Origin of the sequence: Clostridium sp. DSM 17811, from assembly GCF_018861905.1 — a bacterium.
In the GTDB taxonomy this organism is placed as follows: Bacteria; Bacillota; Clostridia; order Clostridiales; family Clostridiaceae; genus Clostridium_AD; species Clostridium_AD frigoriphilum.
This window is the reverse complement of sequence record NZ_JAHLDU010000014.1, coordinates 1-15428: the sequence shown is the minus strand read 5'-3', so window position 1 is coordinate 15428 and position 15428 is coordinate 1. Positions and strand designations below refer to the sequence as shown.

General features: G+C 31.4%; 14 protein-coding genes. 8 read left to right on the top strand and 6 right to left on the bottom strand.

Going from position 1 to position 15428, the window contains the following annotated elements; translation table 11 throughout:
• Positions 1–229 precede the first annotated feature (229 nt).
• Both KPL44_RS16210 and KPL44_RS16205 read left to right on the top strand, forming a co-directional pair.
• Positions 230–1534: an ATP-binding protein gene (locus KPL44_RS16210; RefSeq protein WP_216252403.1), complete on the top strand. Its 1305-nt coding sequence runs from the start codon at positions 230–232 to the stop codon at positions 1532–1534.
• A gap of 537 nt (positions 1535–2071) precedes the next feature.
• The gene (locus KPL44_RS16205) at positions 2072–3754 is read left to right on the top strand and encodes an acetolactate synthase large subunit (protein ID WP_216252401.1); all 1683 of its coding nucleotides are present in this window, start codon (positions 2072–2074) and stop codon (positions 3752–3754) included.
• Between the two features lie 156 nt (positions 3755–3910).
• Here KPL44_RS16205 and KPL44_RS16200 read toward each other — a convergent pair whose 3' ends face one another.
• Genes KPL44_RS16200 through KPL44_RS16190 form a run of 3 tightly spaced genes read right to left on the bottom strand, consistent with a single transcriptional unit; the run spans position 3911 to position 8230 of the window.
• The gene (locus KPL44_RS16200; RefSeq protein ID WP_216252399.1) at positions 3911–5368 is read right to left on the bottom strand and encodes an FAD-dependent oxidoreductase; all 1458 of its coding nucleotides are present in this window, start codon (positions 5366–5368) and stop codon (positions 3911–3913) included.
• Positions 5369–5409: 41 nt separating this feature from the next.
• Positions 5410–6099 (bottom strand): NADH-ubiquinone oxidoreductase-F iron-sulfur binding region domain-containing protein, encoded by a 690-nt coding sequence (locus KPL44_RS16195; protein ID WP_216252397.1) that lies wholly within the window; start codon positions 6097–6099, stop codon positions 5410–5412.
• A 16-nt stretch (positions 6100–6115) separates the two neighbouring features.
• Entirely contained in the window at positions 6116–8230 is a 2115-nt protein-coding gene (locus KPL44_RS16190; protein WP_216252395.1) for an FAD-dependent oxidoreductase, read from the bottom strand.
• A gap of 178 nt (positions 8231–8408) precedes the next feature.
• On the opposite strand from KPL44_RS16190, the gene KPL44_RS16185 reads away from it, so the two are divergent.
• From KPL44_RS16185 to KPL44_RS16170, 4 genes are all read left to right on the top strand, one after another.
• Positions 8409–9227, top strand: coding sequence for a MerR family transcriptional regulator (locus KPL44_RS16185; RefSeq protein WP_216252393.1), 819 nt, complete (start codon positions 8409–8411; stop codon positions 9225–9227).
• A gap of 157 nt (positions 9228–9384) precedes the next feature.
• On the top strand, positions 9385–10206 hold the full coding sequence (locus KPL44_RS25830; RefSeq protein ID WP_216252392.1) for a methyl-accepting chemotaxis protein: 822 nt from the start codon (positions 9385–9387) through the stop codon (positions 10204–10206).
• A gap of 290 nt (positions 10207–10496) precedes the next feature.
• Positions 10497–11093, top strand: a complete 597-nt coding sequence (locus tag KPL44_RS16175; RefSeq protein WP_216252390.1) for a hypothetical protein — start codon at positions 10497–10499, stop codon at positions 11091–11093.
• Between the two features lie 560 nt (positions 11094–11653).
• Positions 11654–11974: a DUF3139 domain-containing protein gene (locus KPL44_RS16170; protein ID WP_216252388.1), complete on the top strand. Its 321-nt coding sequence runs from the start codon at positions 11654–11656 to the stop codon at positions 11972–11974.
• 799 nt (positions 11975–12773) lie between these two features.
• On the opposite strand, the gene KPL44_RS16165 is transcribed toward KPL44_RS16170, so the two are convergent.
• Positions 12774–12998: a PF20097 family protein gene (locus KPL44_RS16165; RefSeq protein ID WP_216252386.1), complete on the bottom strand. Its 225-nt coding sequence runs from the start codon at positions 12996–12998 to the stop codon at positions 12774–12776.
• Positions 12999–13394: 396 nt separating this feature from the next.
• A complete protein-coding gene (locus tag KPL44_RS16160; RefSeq protein WP_216252384.1) occupies positions 13395–13751 on the bottom strand; it encodes an MmcQ/YjbR family DNA-binding protein in 357 nt (118 codons plus the stop codon).
• A gap of 266 nt (positions 13752–14017) precedes the next feature.
• On the opposite strand from KPL44_RS16160, the gene KPL44_RS16155 reads away from it, so the two are divergent.
• Positions 14018–14200 (top strand): hypothetical protein, encoded by a 183-nt coding sequence (locus KPL44_RS16155; protein WP_216252382.1) that lies wholly within the window; start codon positions 14018–14020, stop codon positions 14198–14200.
• 29 nt (positions 14201–14229) lie between these two features.
• Positions 14230–14421 carry a hypothetical protein gene (locus KPL44_RS16150; protein WP_216252379.1) on the top strand — a complete coding sequence of 64 codons (192 nt, stop codon included), beginning with the start codon at positions 14230–14232 and terminating at the stop codon, positions 14419–14421.
• A 411-nt stretch (positions 14422–14832) separates the two neighbouring features.
• Here the strand turns inward: KPL44_RS16150 and KPL44_RS16145 are convergent, their stop codons facing one another.
• The gene (locus KPL44_RS16145) at positions 14833–15057 is read right to left on the bottom strand and encodes a hypothetical protein (RefSeq protein WP_216252378.1); all 225 of its coding nucleotides are present in this window, start codon (positions 15055–15057) and stop codon (positions 14833–14835) included.
• Between the last annotated feature and the right edge of the window lie 371 nt (positions 15058–15428).

Here is a 15428-nt window from a genome sequence, read left to right as displayed (position 1 = left end):
TTTAGGACTAGCACTAGTAGCTATGGTAGCATTGCTTGGGGAAGTTCATTTAAATTTATAATGTACAAAAGGAACAGCGATGGCAAGTGGGTTCATAAGTATTATCACATGTTATATCCAGATAAAATCGATGATTTTCATACTACTCGGTGGCAGAAACACGCATTGATCTATAGTATTTTTAGTAAACAAAATAGAATAATTATAAAGAATAGAAGGAGCTGATTTTATGTATAAAGAAATTTCAAAGTTGATCATATATAATGATTTGGGAGATAACTGCATTTTATGTAATTTAGCAGATATTATTGAGGATTATGACTCAAAGAGTTGCACTAATGAAAAGATTATAACCCGTATTTATAGGGAAATGAAACGTATTTTGGATTTAGCAACAAACTATGGGTTTGATAAAAATATATGGCACAATTATTTAGTTTTTCTGCTCATCACCAACGAAAATTCTTTTAGTATTACATGTGAAAAAGTAGGAGCAAGTGATGGAACGGTGAATCACTTCGCAAAAAATGATTTTAAAATATTCAAGAACCTATTTGATTATGATTTTTCGCATATTGAACAGGACTTAGATATAGATTGTTTTACGACTATTTCTAATTATAAAGCTATTGTAAAAAAAGCAGGAATGTATAATAAAAATGTTAGTGAGAAAGTTCAATATATCAGTAGTTGCATTGAAAATGCAAAAGACGAGGAAGAAGTATTCTGTATTATAACAGGATTCTATAAGGATTTTGGTGTTGGAATGTTTGGACTGAATAAAGCATTTCGCGTTGGCCACACAAATGGAAAGTTAGAATTTTACCCAATTAGCAATATGGATGAGGTCATATTAGATGATTTAGTGGGGTATAAATTTCAAAAGGAAGAACTTGCTCTGAATACTGAAGCATTTGTAGAAGGAAGGACAGCCAATAATGTTTTATTGTATGGAGATAGTGGTACTGGGAAATCAGTAAGCATAAAAGCAATCCTTAATCAATATTATGACCGTGGTTTGCGAATGATTGAAATCTACAAGCATCAATTTCAGGATTTATCAGCTATAATTGCTCACATTAAAAATAGAAATTATAAATATATCATTTATATGGATGACTTATCTTTCGAGGAATTTGAAATAGAGTACAAATTTTTGAAAGCTGTGATTGAAGGTGGAGTGGAAGTTAAACCAGATAATGTATTAATATATGCTACATCTAATCGAAGACACTTAATTCGCGAAACGTGGAATGATCGAAACGATATTGAAGAAAGAGGTGACGTCCATACTAATGATACTATGCAGGAAAAATTATCGCTAGCAAATCGATTTGGTCTTACTATTGGTTATAACAATCCTAGCCGAGATGAATATGATGAAATTGTAAAAGAACTGGCTAAGAAGCACGGAAATATTACACTTTCCGAGGAAGAATTATGTGAAGAAGCAAATAGGTGGGAAATGCAACATGGAGGGGCCTCGGGAAGGACAGCACAACAATTTATTAATTGGTTGGCAGGGAAAATTTAAAATGGAAAGACCCCTGTATCGCATAAGACTTAGAACTATTATAATATGGTAAATGATACAAATATAAACAACTATAAATCAGCTACCTTATTTCGTAGAAGTTCTAATGTGGCAAAGGAGTGTAAGCTTTGAATATAACATTTAAGAAAATTGTATTTTCAATTATATTAATTGCAATGTTTGGTCCTGTTATAATGAAAATAATAATAATAAATGCACCACAATTAATGAGATTTTTAACCAAATAACAGTAGTTACTCTGTCACTACTGTTATAAATCTTCTACTATGTGCTTCCTTTTTATGACTTCTAAGCATATTATACACACTCCTATATATTATGGAAAAAAGAGAACTAAAGTTAAACGATAAAAGGCATACAACAAAATCTGAATGTAAATCAAGAGATGATGTGTTGGAATAAATTATATTATTGTTTAATATTTTAACATTTATACCAGGATAGTATTGTAAACATAATTAATTTAATATAAGATAACAAATGTAAAACATAACTATATAGGAGGAAGAAAAAATAATGGATGTACATGGAAATGAAGTGCAAAAGTTAGAGGTAAAGAAGAATATCGAAAAGCTAAATACATCAGAACTAATGGTACAATGCCTTGAAAGTGAAGGGGTTAAGTATATATTTGGAATACCAGGAGAAGAAAACCTTACATTCTTACATGCACTCAAGGGCTCTAAAATTAAGTTTATTACAACTCGTCATGAACAAGGAGCAGCTTTTATGGCAGATGTTTATGGACGGTTAACAGGTACTCCGGGAGTATGTCTCTCAACTCTTGGTCCAGGAGCAACAAATTTAATGACTGGGGTTGCTGATGCTAATATGGATGGTGCCCCTTTGGTAGCTATTACAGGACAAGCTGGAACTGACAGAATGCATCTTGTATCTCATCAACATTTAGATCTAATTTCAATGTTTGCACCAATTACTAAATGGAATAAACAGATTGTAAGACCAGATACAGCACCAGAAATTATAAGGAAAGCTTTTAAACTGGCTATAGGTGAAAAGCCAGGGGCTGTCCATATAGATTTACCAGAAAACATAGCCTCAATGCCAGCACTAGGAAGACCGCTTGCTCATGGAGATAATGAAAAAAGTTATGCCACATATAGCAGCATTAAAAGAGCTGCAGACGCTATAAGTAATGCTAAAAACCCAGTTATTCTTGCTGGTAATGGGATAATACGTTCAAAAGCTAGTAAAGCACTAACCGAAATGGTGGAAAAGCTGAGAATTCCTGTAGCTAACACTTTTATGGCAAAAGGAGTTGTTTCATATAAAAATCCCTTGTCTTTGTGGAGTATTGGACTTGCACAACGCGACTATGTAAATTGTTTTTTTGAAAAAGTAGATTTAGTAATTGCTGTAGGATATGATATAGTTGAATATGATCCTAAAAAATGGAATAAGAATGAAAATATTAAAATTATTCATATTGCAGAGGAAAATGCAGAAGTTAATAAATGCTATATACCTGAGGTAGAGGTTATGGGTGATATATCTTACTCTATTAATGAAATAAGTGCACTTGCTAATAGGGTATTGGAACCAGTGGTTGCTCTGCATATAAAAACAAAGATGGAAGCTAATTATGAATCTTATGCAAAAGATTTTAGCTATCCAATGAAACCACAAAAGATATTGTATGATTTAAGGAAGGTAATGGGTGATGATGATATTGTTATTTCTGATGTAGGTGCTCATAAGATGTGGATTGCACGGCATTATAGAGCTGTAAAGCCAAATACTTGCCTAATATCGAATGGATTTGCCTCAATGGGAATTGCAGTACCTGGAGCAGTGGCAGCAAAACTCGTCAATCCTCAAAGAAAAGTTGTAGCAGTAACTGGTGATGGTGGATTTATGATGAACAGTCAGGAAATAGAAACTGCGCTAAGAATAAAAACACCTTTTGTGACATTGATATTTAATGATGCCTGCTATGGACTTATAAAATGGAAGCAAGAGGATAGGTATGGTGAGGACATGAATGTACGATTTACAAATCCGGACTTTGTAATGTATGCAGAGGCTATGGGGGCAAAAGGATACAGAATAACAAAAGCAGAGGATTTAATACCAACATTAAAAGAAGCACTTGCTCAAAACATTCCTGCTATTATAGATTGTCCCGTAGATTACAGTGAAAATGTTAAATTGACAAATGCATTAAACAAGTTAGTATAGATAATATAATTAACTATTTGAGCCTAACATAACAAGTTTTTTTATTTCGTCGCAAATAGGCCACCCCATATCTTAATAATAGAGGGTGGCTTTTTTAAGTTGTGTGGATATTTTGAATGTAACACAATTGTGTTACATTCATTTTGGGGCTATTGTCTATTCCTCTACAAGGTTTGTTTTAATATATTCAACAGCATTGTTACCTGCCATTCTACCACTATTTACGGCAAATCCTAGAGTATTGCCTGGCAAAATAAATACGTAATCAGGATTACAAACTGAATTTGCATCAGTTCCTGCAGCATATAATCCTGAAATAACTTTAAACTCATCGGTTAATACTTCAGTCATATCATTAATCTTAATTCCGCCTAAACTTCCATATGCACTTGGTGCAAATTTCAAAGCATATAACTTCGAACCATCAATAGGAAGCATATATTTATGATTTTTGCCAAAGTCTTTGTCTCCTGTTTTGCATGCTTCGTTGTAATTTTTCAAAGTAGTTTTTAATCCCTCTTTATCAATACCTGTCTTTTCAGCTAACTCTTCAATTGAATCAGCAATAAATAAAACGTCACTTCCGTTTTTAATTGCTTCTTCTTTTTCGTGATTAAAGTATGACATATCCATAGAAGATGTTACCACATTAATTAAATCTAAGCCGTTTTCTTCATATTTTTCAATTAATTTATCATCAATAATTGAGAATGCAACACGGTTTTTCTGACGTGAAATAGCATTTACTGAAAATACTGGGTTCTCAACAACTTCTTCATTGTAAAAGCGCTTTCCATCTAAATTAACGAAAACATTAGGCTGACGGAAGGGTAGTTCTATTGGTGCATATCCTCCTGTATTTGGAGCAAAGAATACAAGTTCCATGCTCATATAATCTTTAGCTGCGCCTGCATCCCATGCCATTTGAATTCCATCTCCAGTTAATCCTGGGATACGATATGAGAATATGTCTTTTCCCCATTCATATGGAGTGTATTTCTTAATGAACTCTGGGCTGTCCCCAAAACCACCTGTAGAAATAATAACTGCTCCAGCATAAACTTCTAATTCTCCATCTTTATCATTGGCTGTTATACCAATAACTTCTCCATCTTCTTTAATAAGGTTCTTTACGGGTGTCTCTAATAAGATTTTCACACCTAATTCATCTGCTCTTTCTGTCATTGCTTTAATCATTGTAGCAGCTGCACGTAGTCCTGGATTTCCAGTTTTAGGCTTAACAATATGCCAAGTTGCTTCTGAACCTGGGAAATATTTTGAAGGTAATGCGAATTCCACTCCCATTTCCTGTAACCATTCAATTGTATCTGCTGACTTATCAATATATTTCTTAACTAATTTTGCATCTGATCTCCAGTGTGTATAGTCCATAAATTTTTCGAATGCTTCTTCTCTTGTAAGACCAATTAATCTTTCTTTTTGAAGTTTTGTTTCAACTCCAAGAAGTCCCATAGCCATATTGGCACATCCACCTGTAGAATTGGCTTTTTCAAGTATCATTACCTGCGCACCTTTTTCAGCTGCAGTAATTGCTGCTGCAAGTCCTGATGCTCCTCCTCCAATTACAACCACGTCTGTTTCAAATTCTCTCATTTTAATTTCCTCCTTTTATATTATAAGTTTTTATATTTACATTATTCACTTCTTCTACGTCTTTTGCGAGTCATAAGTCCACCGCCATTTTGCAGCTGATTGTCAAAACTTCCCACTGCTATGGGCTTAGTTGGAACTTTAGGTACTACTGGTCCTGCTTTTTGAATTGCGAATGCTTCACATACTGTTACGCATTCTCCACATCTGTCACAAAGAGATGAATCAATTATATGAATCAAATCTTTGCCACCATCAATTGCTTTTTTAAGACACTGATCTACACATTTATTGCAACCGTTACATTTTTCCGGTGCAACGTAGTAACTGAAAAACTTCTTACATACTACAGCATCACATCTTCTTCTTTTTATATGTTTTTCAAATTGCTCCTGATCACTTTCAATTATCTTTTTAGTGATTTTTCCGACTTCTTTACCATAATTACAGCAGGAACCTATTATTAAATTATCTGACACTTCGGTTATAACTTCAATATCTCCATCGCGCCCAGTACCTTGGGTAATTCCTTCTGCCAATACATTAAGCTGCAATATTCCCTCTCTGCAAATTACACATTCTCCACAGCTTGTACGTCTTATATTATCAGTAAATGCTCTCATTTTATCAACAGGGCATGGATTTTCTACCTCTTGATTATATGCCTGAGTTACAAAATCTTTGATTTCTTCCACAGATGCTTGTTTCCATAATCTTCTTTCTCGTAATGTCATGCTTTTTCACCTCCTTCTATTTAATCTTGTACTGAGCCCATAATTTTGGTCTTGCAATCTGTGTACGTAAATCACACTGCAAGCATCTGTTTGCTTCCTTGCAAGCTGAAGATTCACTTAAACAATGATTTACTTCTTTGAAGTTTTGAATACGGCTTTCAACAGCTTCACATTCATTTTTTTCTCTTTCAACAGATAAAAAATTTTCATCTTTACCTATGTATGGGTTAGGCATTACATCTTGTGTTAATTTGTCCTCAATTATTCCATCTCCACCCAATGCAACATCTATAGCCGATGCAACTCTACGTCCAGCTGCAATTGCTCTAATTACAGAATTGGTTCCATATACTACATCACCAACCGCATACATATCACAGTCATTTATTTTCATTTCATCTTCAGTTGTAATTGAATTGCCTCTCCCAGTAGGAACATTCCATCCTTGCGGTATTTCTGGTCTTTGTCCTGTAGCAAAGATAACTGTATCTGCTGGGATAACATATTCTGAATCTGGTGCAATTTGAAGCTGCAATCTTTTATTTTCATCAAAGCTAAATGATGCTACTTCCTGGCACTTCACTCCTGATGCAGTAGTTCCGTCATTTTCAATATTCATAAATGTTCTTGAATTCAAGATTGTAATTCCTTCTTCTAATCCTTCTTCTATTTCATCAGCACTTGCAGTCATAGCCTCTCTACTTTCAAGACAAGCAATTGTGACATCTTTTGCGCCTAATCGTTTTGCTACTCTTGCGCAGTCAAATGCTACATTACCGCCACCCATAACTATTACTTTTTCGCCTATAGGTAAAGGCTTTTGAAATGATACTTTCTGTAGAAAATCTATATTTTCATATACATTTTCACAATTAGCTCCGTCAATTGGTAAACGTACACCTTTTCCAGCGCCAATTGCTATTAAAATTTTATCAAAGCCTTTAGCTTTTAAATCTTTAAGTGAAGACACATATGTGTTAGTTACTATTTTAACTCCAGCACGCTCTATCTCCGCAATTTCCGCCTTAACTGCTTCTCTTGGAAGACGATATTCTGGAATACACGTTGATAACATTCCTCCGGCCACTGGTGATTTTTCGTATACTGTAACTTCATGTCCGCATTTTACAAGATTATATGCTGCTGTTAAACCTGCAGGTCCGCTACCTACAACTGCAACTTTTTTATTTGTTTTAGGTTTAAAGGTAACTTTATCACGCCATAATCCCTGATCATGCTTAGCTGCAAATTTCTTTAATTCCCTGATTGATAATGAATTATTGATTTCTTTTCTTCTACATGCACTTTCACAAAACGCCATGCAAACATATCCCAATGAATGAGGAAATGGTGCCTTTTCACGAATAACCGCAATAGCCTCCTGGTATTTTTTTTCTTTAATATATCTAATATATTTGGGAACATCAATATTTGCCGGACATTCTGCCTTACATGGAACAAGACCCAGTTCACGATTGAAATTCTGTTTAAACACTCCCTCTTTATCCTGCAATGCTCCTGTAGGACAGACTTCTACGCAAGCTCCACAAAAACGGCAATTTTCTTTTGCTAAAGAGTTATGGTTGCGAATATTAACCATAATTCTATCATCTTCTCTCACTTCGTAATCTAAAACATTGACTCCTCTAACGTCCCTGCAAACTCGTACACAACGTCCACAGGACACACATCTATTCAAATCTCGTACAATAAGTGGGTTACAAGTATTCACTGGTACAGTGTTTAATGTTCTTTTCAAACGAGAGGTACTCACTCCCAAGTACTGAATTAATGACTGCAATTCACAATTTAAATATTTTGGGCAAGTAGTACAATCATCAACATGATTAGCCAACATTAATTCCATTGACAACCTTCTCATTGCATTTAACTTCTCTGTTTTGGTATGTATAACTATTCCATCTTCCACCTTAGTAGTACAGGCTTTCTTAATCTCGTTACATCCCTCTATTTCTACAACGCACAATCCACATGCCCCGATATCTGACAAATCTGGATGATGGCATAAATGAGGAATATACATGTCTGATTCTAACGCTGCACTCAAAACGCTTTTATTTGAGTCTACTTCTAAATTATAGCCATCAATCGTAATCGATACCATTTTCATTATTTACACTCCATTCTTATAATCTTTTACTAAGTTATTTTTAGCTGCTTCCATTATGGAAGCATTAATACCTTTTTAAATATCTCTTCGACCCACTTGACTATTTTTTAACTATTAAATTATAATACAACTATAATCTTTGCCCTAAGGGTAAGGTCAATAGGGAAGTGTTAAAAAAATGACAAAATTATATTCTATCGGCGAAGTGTCTCGCATTTTGAATATACCACCAAAAGCATTGCGTCATTATGATGAAATAAATTTAATAAAACCTTCTTATACAGATACTGATACAAGATATCGCTATTATAACTATGAGCAATTCTTTATTATCGATATCATTCGCTATTTAAATAAAATGCTGTATGTTCCGTTAGAGAATATAAAAAAATTAATAGATGAAAATAAAGAAAAGGATAAATTGTTAAGCATTTTAGAGTCGCATAAAGATCTATTGGATAAAAGAATAGCCGAACTCGAATATTCAAAAAGAATCACTGATGGTTTGATAGCCGATATTAAATATCGTGATAAGTATCCAGAAAAAATTGAAATATTTGAACAGTATCTCATGAATCGCTATCTTTATTATATTGAACTGGATATTTCTATTTATGATATAGATAAGTATGTAAATAGAAATACTATTGACACCATCACTATAGATAATAGTGAAAACAATGTAATGTGTTCTATATATTCCATATCTGAGTATGCAAAGACAAAAAAGCTTCAGGTAAAAGGATTTGGCATATTTTCTGACCAAAAGATATCAAGACTCAAAACAATTTTTCTCAATGAAGGCCGTTACATTACCAAACGGTTCCTTTATTCAGAAGAAAATTGTTCAGCCGCTCTGCGTGATTTGTTAAGATATGCACATACCAATAATATAAAACTTGATGATACAGTTTATTTAGTATCAAAAATGGTCAACGTATCCGCTTCTTCAAAATACGGTTATTACATGGACTTACAAATAAGGCATCTTATATAAATCAATTAAACATGTTTTAACTCTGGTGTAAATTATTACTTATTGACAATTACCTGTATTTTAAAGTATATTGTACCAATAAACGTACATACAAATATAGTGCATTTTGTTTAATTTAACTAAATATGCTAATTAAAATTGGAGGTAAAAAGTATTTATGGATGAAAGTATAATTAAATCACTTACAGAAGTATTACCGCTGGTTATGGATATATTGCAAGAAGACTTAGCGATATCAATTACAGATCGAACAAAGTTTATATCATATTGGCCACATGAGTCAGTTCCCTTAAAGTTAAAAATCGGTGATATAATTCAAGAAGGAGACCCTTATTTACAAGCAATGAAAAGCAAAAAGGTTCTAACAATAATAGTTCCAAAAGAAGTTTTAGGAATAGTATTTAAGGCAATATGTTACCCCCTTATTGATAATAATGGTAATGTTTTTGGTGCAGTAGGTATTGCAAAAAGTATGGAAAAACCCATTGCGATTCATGATGCCACTAACAATATATTTAGTTCTATGCAACAATCTAACATAGGCATAGAGGAAATTGCAACAGGTTCCCAAAAGTTAGTTGATACAATCGATATTGTAGTTAATGCTGCATCTGATGCTGGTCAAAAAATCAAGGATACTGGTTCTATTTTATCTGCAATTGAAAATATTGCATCACAATCGAATTTATTAGCATTAAATGCTGCCATTGAAGCTGCAAGAGCAGGTGATGCAGGTAGAGGATTTGGTGTAGTTGCAAGTGAAATAAAGAAGTTGTCTCAGTTAAGTAGTGAATCAGCAAAAAAGGTATCTAAAACTCTACTTGAAATACAAAAATCCATAATAAAGATTACAGATGTAATTAACAGTTCAAGTTTAATTGCTGATTCCCAAGCAGCCGCAACTGAAGAGATAACTGCAACTTTAGAGGAAATAACAGCATCTACTGAAATATTAGCAAAGATATCAAAAATGGAATAGTATTTTATTTCTTAATCATGTATTCGTTCAATATGATTTTTAGAGATTGATATTTACCACTTAGTAAAGAGATGATGCCTAACAAAATGAATACAATTTTCAATACAAATTCCATAAACTGTCCTCTTCAAATTTTTTGCATCATATAATATTATTTCAAAGCTTAATAAGAAATCATATTAAAAATCATTTCTTAAACCCATATATATACTTGAAGTCTTATTCTTTGTATATTTATCTGATAGCTAGAGTTCGCGTATGTAGATAAAAAATAAATAGGAAGTGACTTTATGGTTAAAAAGAAAGTTGCATTAATTAAAATAGGGGGAATAATACTCGTTGTTATAATAGCCGCCTTTATTTATTCTTTGAGTATAAGAAGTGAGTTTACAAAATATCTGGATACAAAATATCCTAGACTGTCATTCAAAGTAGGACTTACAAAAAATAATATTTTATACGGTAACTATTATTCAGATGTGACTTGCTTAAATGATGGAACATATTTTGTTATTTCTAAAGATAAGGAAAACATCTCCGAAGATTATATTCAATACAAAAGTGTAATGCAATATAACTCCAAGATTAAAAGTGCATTTAAGGGTAGAGCTATTCAGAAACACATAAAAAGTGTAACGGGAAGCGGTGCAATACCGTTTAAAAATAATGCTTCATACATACAAATATATATAGACCTAATTAATGGTGTAGACCAGATTTCGGACGCAAAAGATGTGCTGAAAATTTTAAAAGAGAAAAATATAGTTACGAATAGTATAATATTCTCATATGAAAAAGATAAGAGTTACTATGAATTATGGTTACCTTCAAATGGTTACAATTTAACAAGAAAACAAATTGAATCCAAAATTATAAAAATAAGATAGCGTATTATAAGCATCAGTAGTGTTTAAGTATACTGTGATTACCTTAAATTAGATAAAAAAGAGATTTAAGAACCATGTAATATAATAAAGTGCTATAGTGAATACTACTTCGATCTATTGGTATTGCATTAAAATAATAGATTTGCAAAATACACACTATTTGATGTGCTAATTCATACCTATGCACCTCAAAAGAGAACACGTTGGCCTGAGATACATTTCATATTATAAGTTCAGGCTTAGTTTATTTTTTGTAATATTATCAAGATAAATATGAGTACATATTTTAGCAAAATAAATTGTGGTTACAATTTGTTCATGTGCCCCGGGGGATTTTATGAGCAAAGCGAATTTGCTACATTCAATGTAACAAATCAACACTGAGTTACATTCAATACAATTATAAAAATTTGATTTTATGATAATATCTTAATCTATGAAGAATATAATTTACATTTTAACCTTAAGTATATGGTATTATATAACTTATTTAAATGAAATTTTAATTATTAAAATATCAAAAAATTCTTAAAATTTTTAAACTAAAGGGGGATAATGTAATGAAAAAATACTTAATGATTATAATTTTTATTACATCAATTTTTTGTAGCTTATTTTTGGGAGGTAAATTATTTTTTTTAGGAAAGCAAAGTGAGAGAGAAAAAATATTATATGCGACCGTATGGAAATTATCTAAAGATGGATATAAGGAAAACGAAATAAAAAAAATAAAAGTAAGTTATGATCCATTGAAGGGGGGGGTGCTTCCTTATCAAGTATTTATTGTTTTTAAAAAGGATACTTCGAAAACAAAAATCTATTCATGGAGTAGCGTGGAGGAAAAACAAATTGTCGATGCAGGTATATCTGCTGGATTTTAGAAATGAATAGTCTACCAATCACAGTATTTGTTCTATATGCAGATCTAGCCTATAGACTCAAAGTGAAAGTAACTCAATTGCTATTGAGTTACTTTCACTTTTGAGCTATTTGTTATTATTTAACTACGGTTTATGTTAATGCTATGTTGTATTTTAACTAAAATATTTAGAGAGAATTTATATGTTGTTTAAGCATAACAATTTTAGGCAAAGTGCTATACTACCATTTAATTTATAGGTATTATGATATAGTTGGGTTAAATTTACAATTAGTTATGAGGTGAGGAGGGATTCTAATGGATAAATCTGCATTGGTAGCTATCATTCTTGGATCAGTAAAAGCAGCATGGACAGTGGGCAAGACTTGGGGTAATAAAAGAAAATAAGTAAATTTTTCAATTACATAAGTTTTATATTTAACAAATTTAGTAAGTATTTATCTTGAATTACGAAACATATTCAAGATAAATAAGACAGTATAGTGAACCAAAAGGAAAAAAACACCTTTACTCCAGATGACGTTGCCCTTTTATTAAAAATGTTGTTTTTGTATTATTATGGATATTTATTTAGAATGTACGCCTTAAAACTAAAGTATATTTACAATACTTTTGGGGTCTTATTTTTTAAATTAAACATATAGTGAAAATTAATGCTAAAAATAAATATTTAACGAACTTTTGATTTATGACTTCTTATACAGTTATTAACTGTATCTAGTATAAGTTCCTTGCCTAAAAATTAGCAAATTTACAGATTTATTTATATAGTTTAAGAATGTTATGTAAATGATGATTATTTATTTAATGTCAATGATTATCTTTTTACAGGTATCACAGTAATTGGACATAAGACGAGTTTTATGGAACATATTTGACTCTTCTAACACAATACAATTTTCATTGTTAAATTTTTGTATAATACTTCTTTTTTGATTTTCTCCTACCCATATTAAACCAGCTCTTGGATCACCAACAACGAAACCTTTTTTCATTTCATTTTCACAATACGGACATCTAGCCATTCAATCATCTCCCATCAATTTATACGGCCTATATGAAGGTTCCTACTCAGTTTACTTAATAAGATTGTATATTTATCACGTTATATAATACTATTGTTAAACAAAATATTTACTTAATTATACTATTAATATTGTAATTCCCATATAAAAAGTTGTCCAACTTTAAAAGTTTAAAAAGACAAATGATGTGAAATCAGACTTCCACGACATTATTAGGTGCTAATATCATTGTAAGGGCAATTAGTACATCCTTAACAAGGAACCCCCATATCTAATGATTTTGGGGTTCATTGTGTCGACATAAAAGAAAGATACGACGTAACTGAAGAATCTAAAATTATACTATAGCAACCCTACAAATTGGAATTTGTGAATTATATTTTTGTTCAGTAATTTCTATTTTGTCAAATCATAACTCAAATTAATTAAATTGTAGATTTCCTCTTTAGGAAAAGAGCTATCCAAAACAATTGTAATCCAGTGTTCTTTATTCATATGGTATGCAGGCAAAATCCCTTGTTGACCTCTTAATAAACTGTTTATTACTGGGGCACACTTTAAGTCTAATATCTCAGCACTTCCTGTTCCGGTTAAACCTAATTTAATTCTTGGTACATTCATAATTAGTCCGTACCATTTGCCGCCACCATCATGTCTAAGTACCGCATAATCTGGATACTTAAACCAAGGATAGTCTGGTTCTGTATTAAATTTTTCCTTTACATAAGCAAAAATTTCTTCTCTTTCTATCATCAAATGCCTCCCGAAATTACTATTTATTGAGTTGTTTATATCGTTCATATGTCGCATTTTCTTACTGTTGCGACACAAAACATTTATTTAATTATACTATTATTACCGTTAATTAACGAATAAAGTATTTACATTTATGGCATTTTAGTTTCCTTAACGTACGAAATATCATTTTTGTGTATGCTACCCCTGACAGCTTATAAATTAAGAAGTAGCAGCGGAGGTTAATTTAATTACAGCTAATATTAAAACCAAAGGTAATAATATTGATTCTAAGTAGATTAGAGCGTAAAATACAAGATAAGGAAGCCCTTGCAGAAGGACTAGCTGAACTTAAAGTAATTTCACATGAAGATGAATTTGATGCTTTGGAAAGATCATCAACTACTGATGACTTGCCTGCTTCTAAATATGCTAAAATGAGTTGTTCGCTCCGAAACTGTTGTTAATAACAAATATAGAAAGAGGAGGATTAAAAATGAAAATATTTAATAGACGAAGTAATAGTATGAAAGTGGGCACAAATAAATCAACCGAACAAGATGAATCTTTAAATACTGATAAAATAAAAGATAATGTTGCTTATGACAATATACAAAAATTTAAAAAAGAAATGAATTCAGCAAAAGATGATTGTTTAAATTGGAAAAAAGAATCTAAATGTTTTTAGAAAAATTTTTACCAAGGTGTATATGTTTTATATGTCTGATAAAATAGAATATATAAGTGGTTAGGTGACATACTATTAATAGTTTAATAAAATACTATTGAGGTTGTAAAAGGTCCATAAATGTTTAATACAGCTAAACTTAAAGTTATAAACTATGAGCTTATTTCAACTAACAATATATTTAATGATACCATAATTACCATTTTAAGTATATTTACAATTCACTTAAAATGCTTAATAGCCTCAATGTGAAAGTAACTCAATTGGTATTGTGTTACTTTCAGAATATCAATACACGCTTAATAAAGTAAACCCATATCATTAGATATGGGTTTACTTGTGTCGACATAAAAGAATATTCTGATATATTTATAGTTTAGTTATTAATGGTTTTTAGTTAGCAATATCTCGCTATTTATTATTATTTACGTTTTTGTTCCATACATATATAACCTTTGAAACAAGGAATTGCATAATAAAAAAGATAATCATAAATATTCCAAAACGTAAAACAGTATCTAATGAAAATATTCTTCCTTTAAGTCCAAAATAATCACCCACAGCAGTACCTAGAGTAAATGTAACGAACCAACTTATAAAAGTAGCCCAAAAATTATCTTTTTTAATCTGACTCATAATATTTTCCCCCTAAAAAAATCAAATTCATATATACATATTTCATTTGATTATACCACTATTCCCTTAGCCAAGAATCAGAACAATAATGATAAAATGAATGAAAAACATCAAAAGTTCGTATTATATCAATGAAAGTTCGTTTATTATTTGATGAGGTAATTGAAACTATGTATATAGGAAGAGTTCGTATTTCGGATATAGAACTAAACCGCTAAAAACGGTGGCAGACGAGTGCTAATCATATTAATTTAATTTTTACTTAAATAAAATAGAAAGAAGTATCTTATTTGACTAAGATACTTCTTTATTATAATACACACTTCCTATAAACTTTTATTGTCGAAATAAAAAATAAGGAAGTGTTATTA

What these genes read in the sequence shown, in the direction of transcription:
- KPL44_RS16210 (WP_216252403.1), top strand. Translation starts at nt 230, where the DNA reads ATGTATAAAGAAATTTCAAAGTTGATCATATATAATGATTTGGGAGAT.
- KPL44_RS16205 (WP_216252401.1), top strand. Translation starts at nt 2,072, where the DNA reads ATGGATGTACATGGAAATGAAGTGCAAAAGTTAGAGGTAAAGAAGAAT.
- KPL44_RS16200 (WP_216252399.1), bottom strand. Translation starts at nt 5,368, where the DNA reads ATGAGAGAATTTGAAACAGACGTGGTTGTAATTGGAGGAGGAGCATCA.
- KPL44_RS16195 (WP_216252397.1), bottom strand. Translation starts at nt 6,099, where the DNA reads ATGACATTACGAGAAAGAAGATTATGGAAACAAGCATCTGTGGAAGAA.
- KPL44_RS16190 (WP_216252395.1), bottom strand. Translation starts at nt 8,230, where the DNA reads ATGAAAATGGTATCGATTACGATTGATGGCTATAATTTAGAAGTAGAC.
- KPL44_RS16185 (WP_216252393.1), top strand. Translation starts at nt 8,409, where the DNA reads ATGACAAAATTATATTCTATCGGCGAAGTGTCTCGCATTTTGAATATA.
- KPL44_RS25830 (WP_216252392.1), top strand. Translation starts at nt 9,385, where the DNA reads ATGGATGAAAGTATAATTAAATCACTTACAGAAGTATTACCGCTGGTT.
- KPL44_RS16175 (WP_216252390.1), top strand. Translation starts at nt 10,497, where the DNA reads ATGGTTAAAAAGAAAGTTGCATTAATTAAAATAGGGGGAATAATACTC.
- KPL44_RS16170 (WP_216252388.1), top strand. Translation starts at nt 11,654, where the DNA reads ATGAAAAAATACTTAATGATTATAATTTTTATTACATCAATTTTTTGT.
- KPL44_RS16165 (WP_216252386.1), bottom strand. Translation starts at nt 12,998, where the DNA reads ATGGCTAGATGTCCGTATTGTGAAAATGAAATGAAAAAAGGTTTCGTT.
- KPL44_RS16160 (WP_216252384.1), bottom strand. Translation starts at nt 13,751, where the DNA reads ATGATAGAAAGAGAAGAAATTTTTGCTTATGTAAAGGAAAAATTTAAT.
- KPL44_RS16150 (WP_216252379.1), top strand. Translation starts at nt 14,230, where the DNA reads ATGAAAATATTTAATAGACGAAGTAATAGTATGAAAGTGGGCACAAAT.
- KPL44_RS16145 (WP_216252378.1), bottom strand. Translation starts at nt 15,057, where the DNA reads ATGAGTCAGATTAAAAAAGATAATTTTTGGGCTACTTTTATAAGTTGG.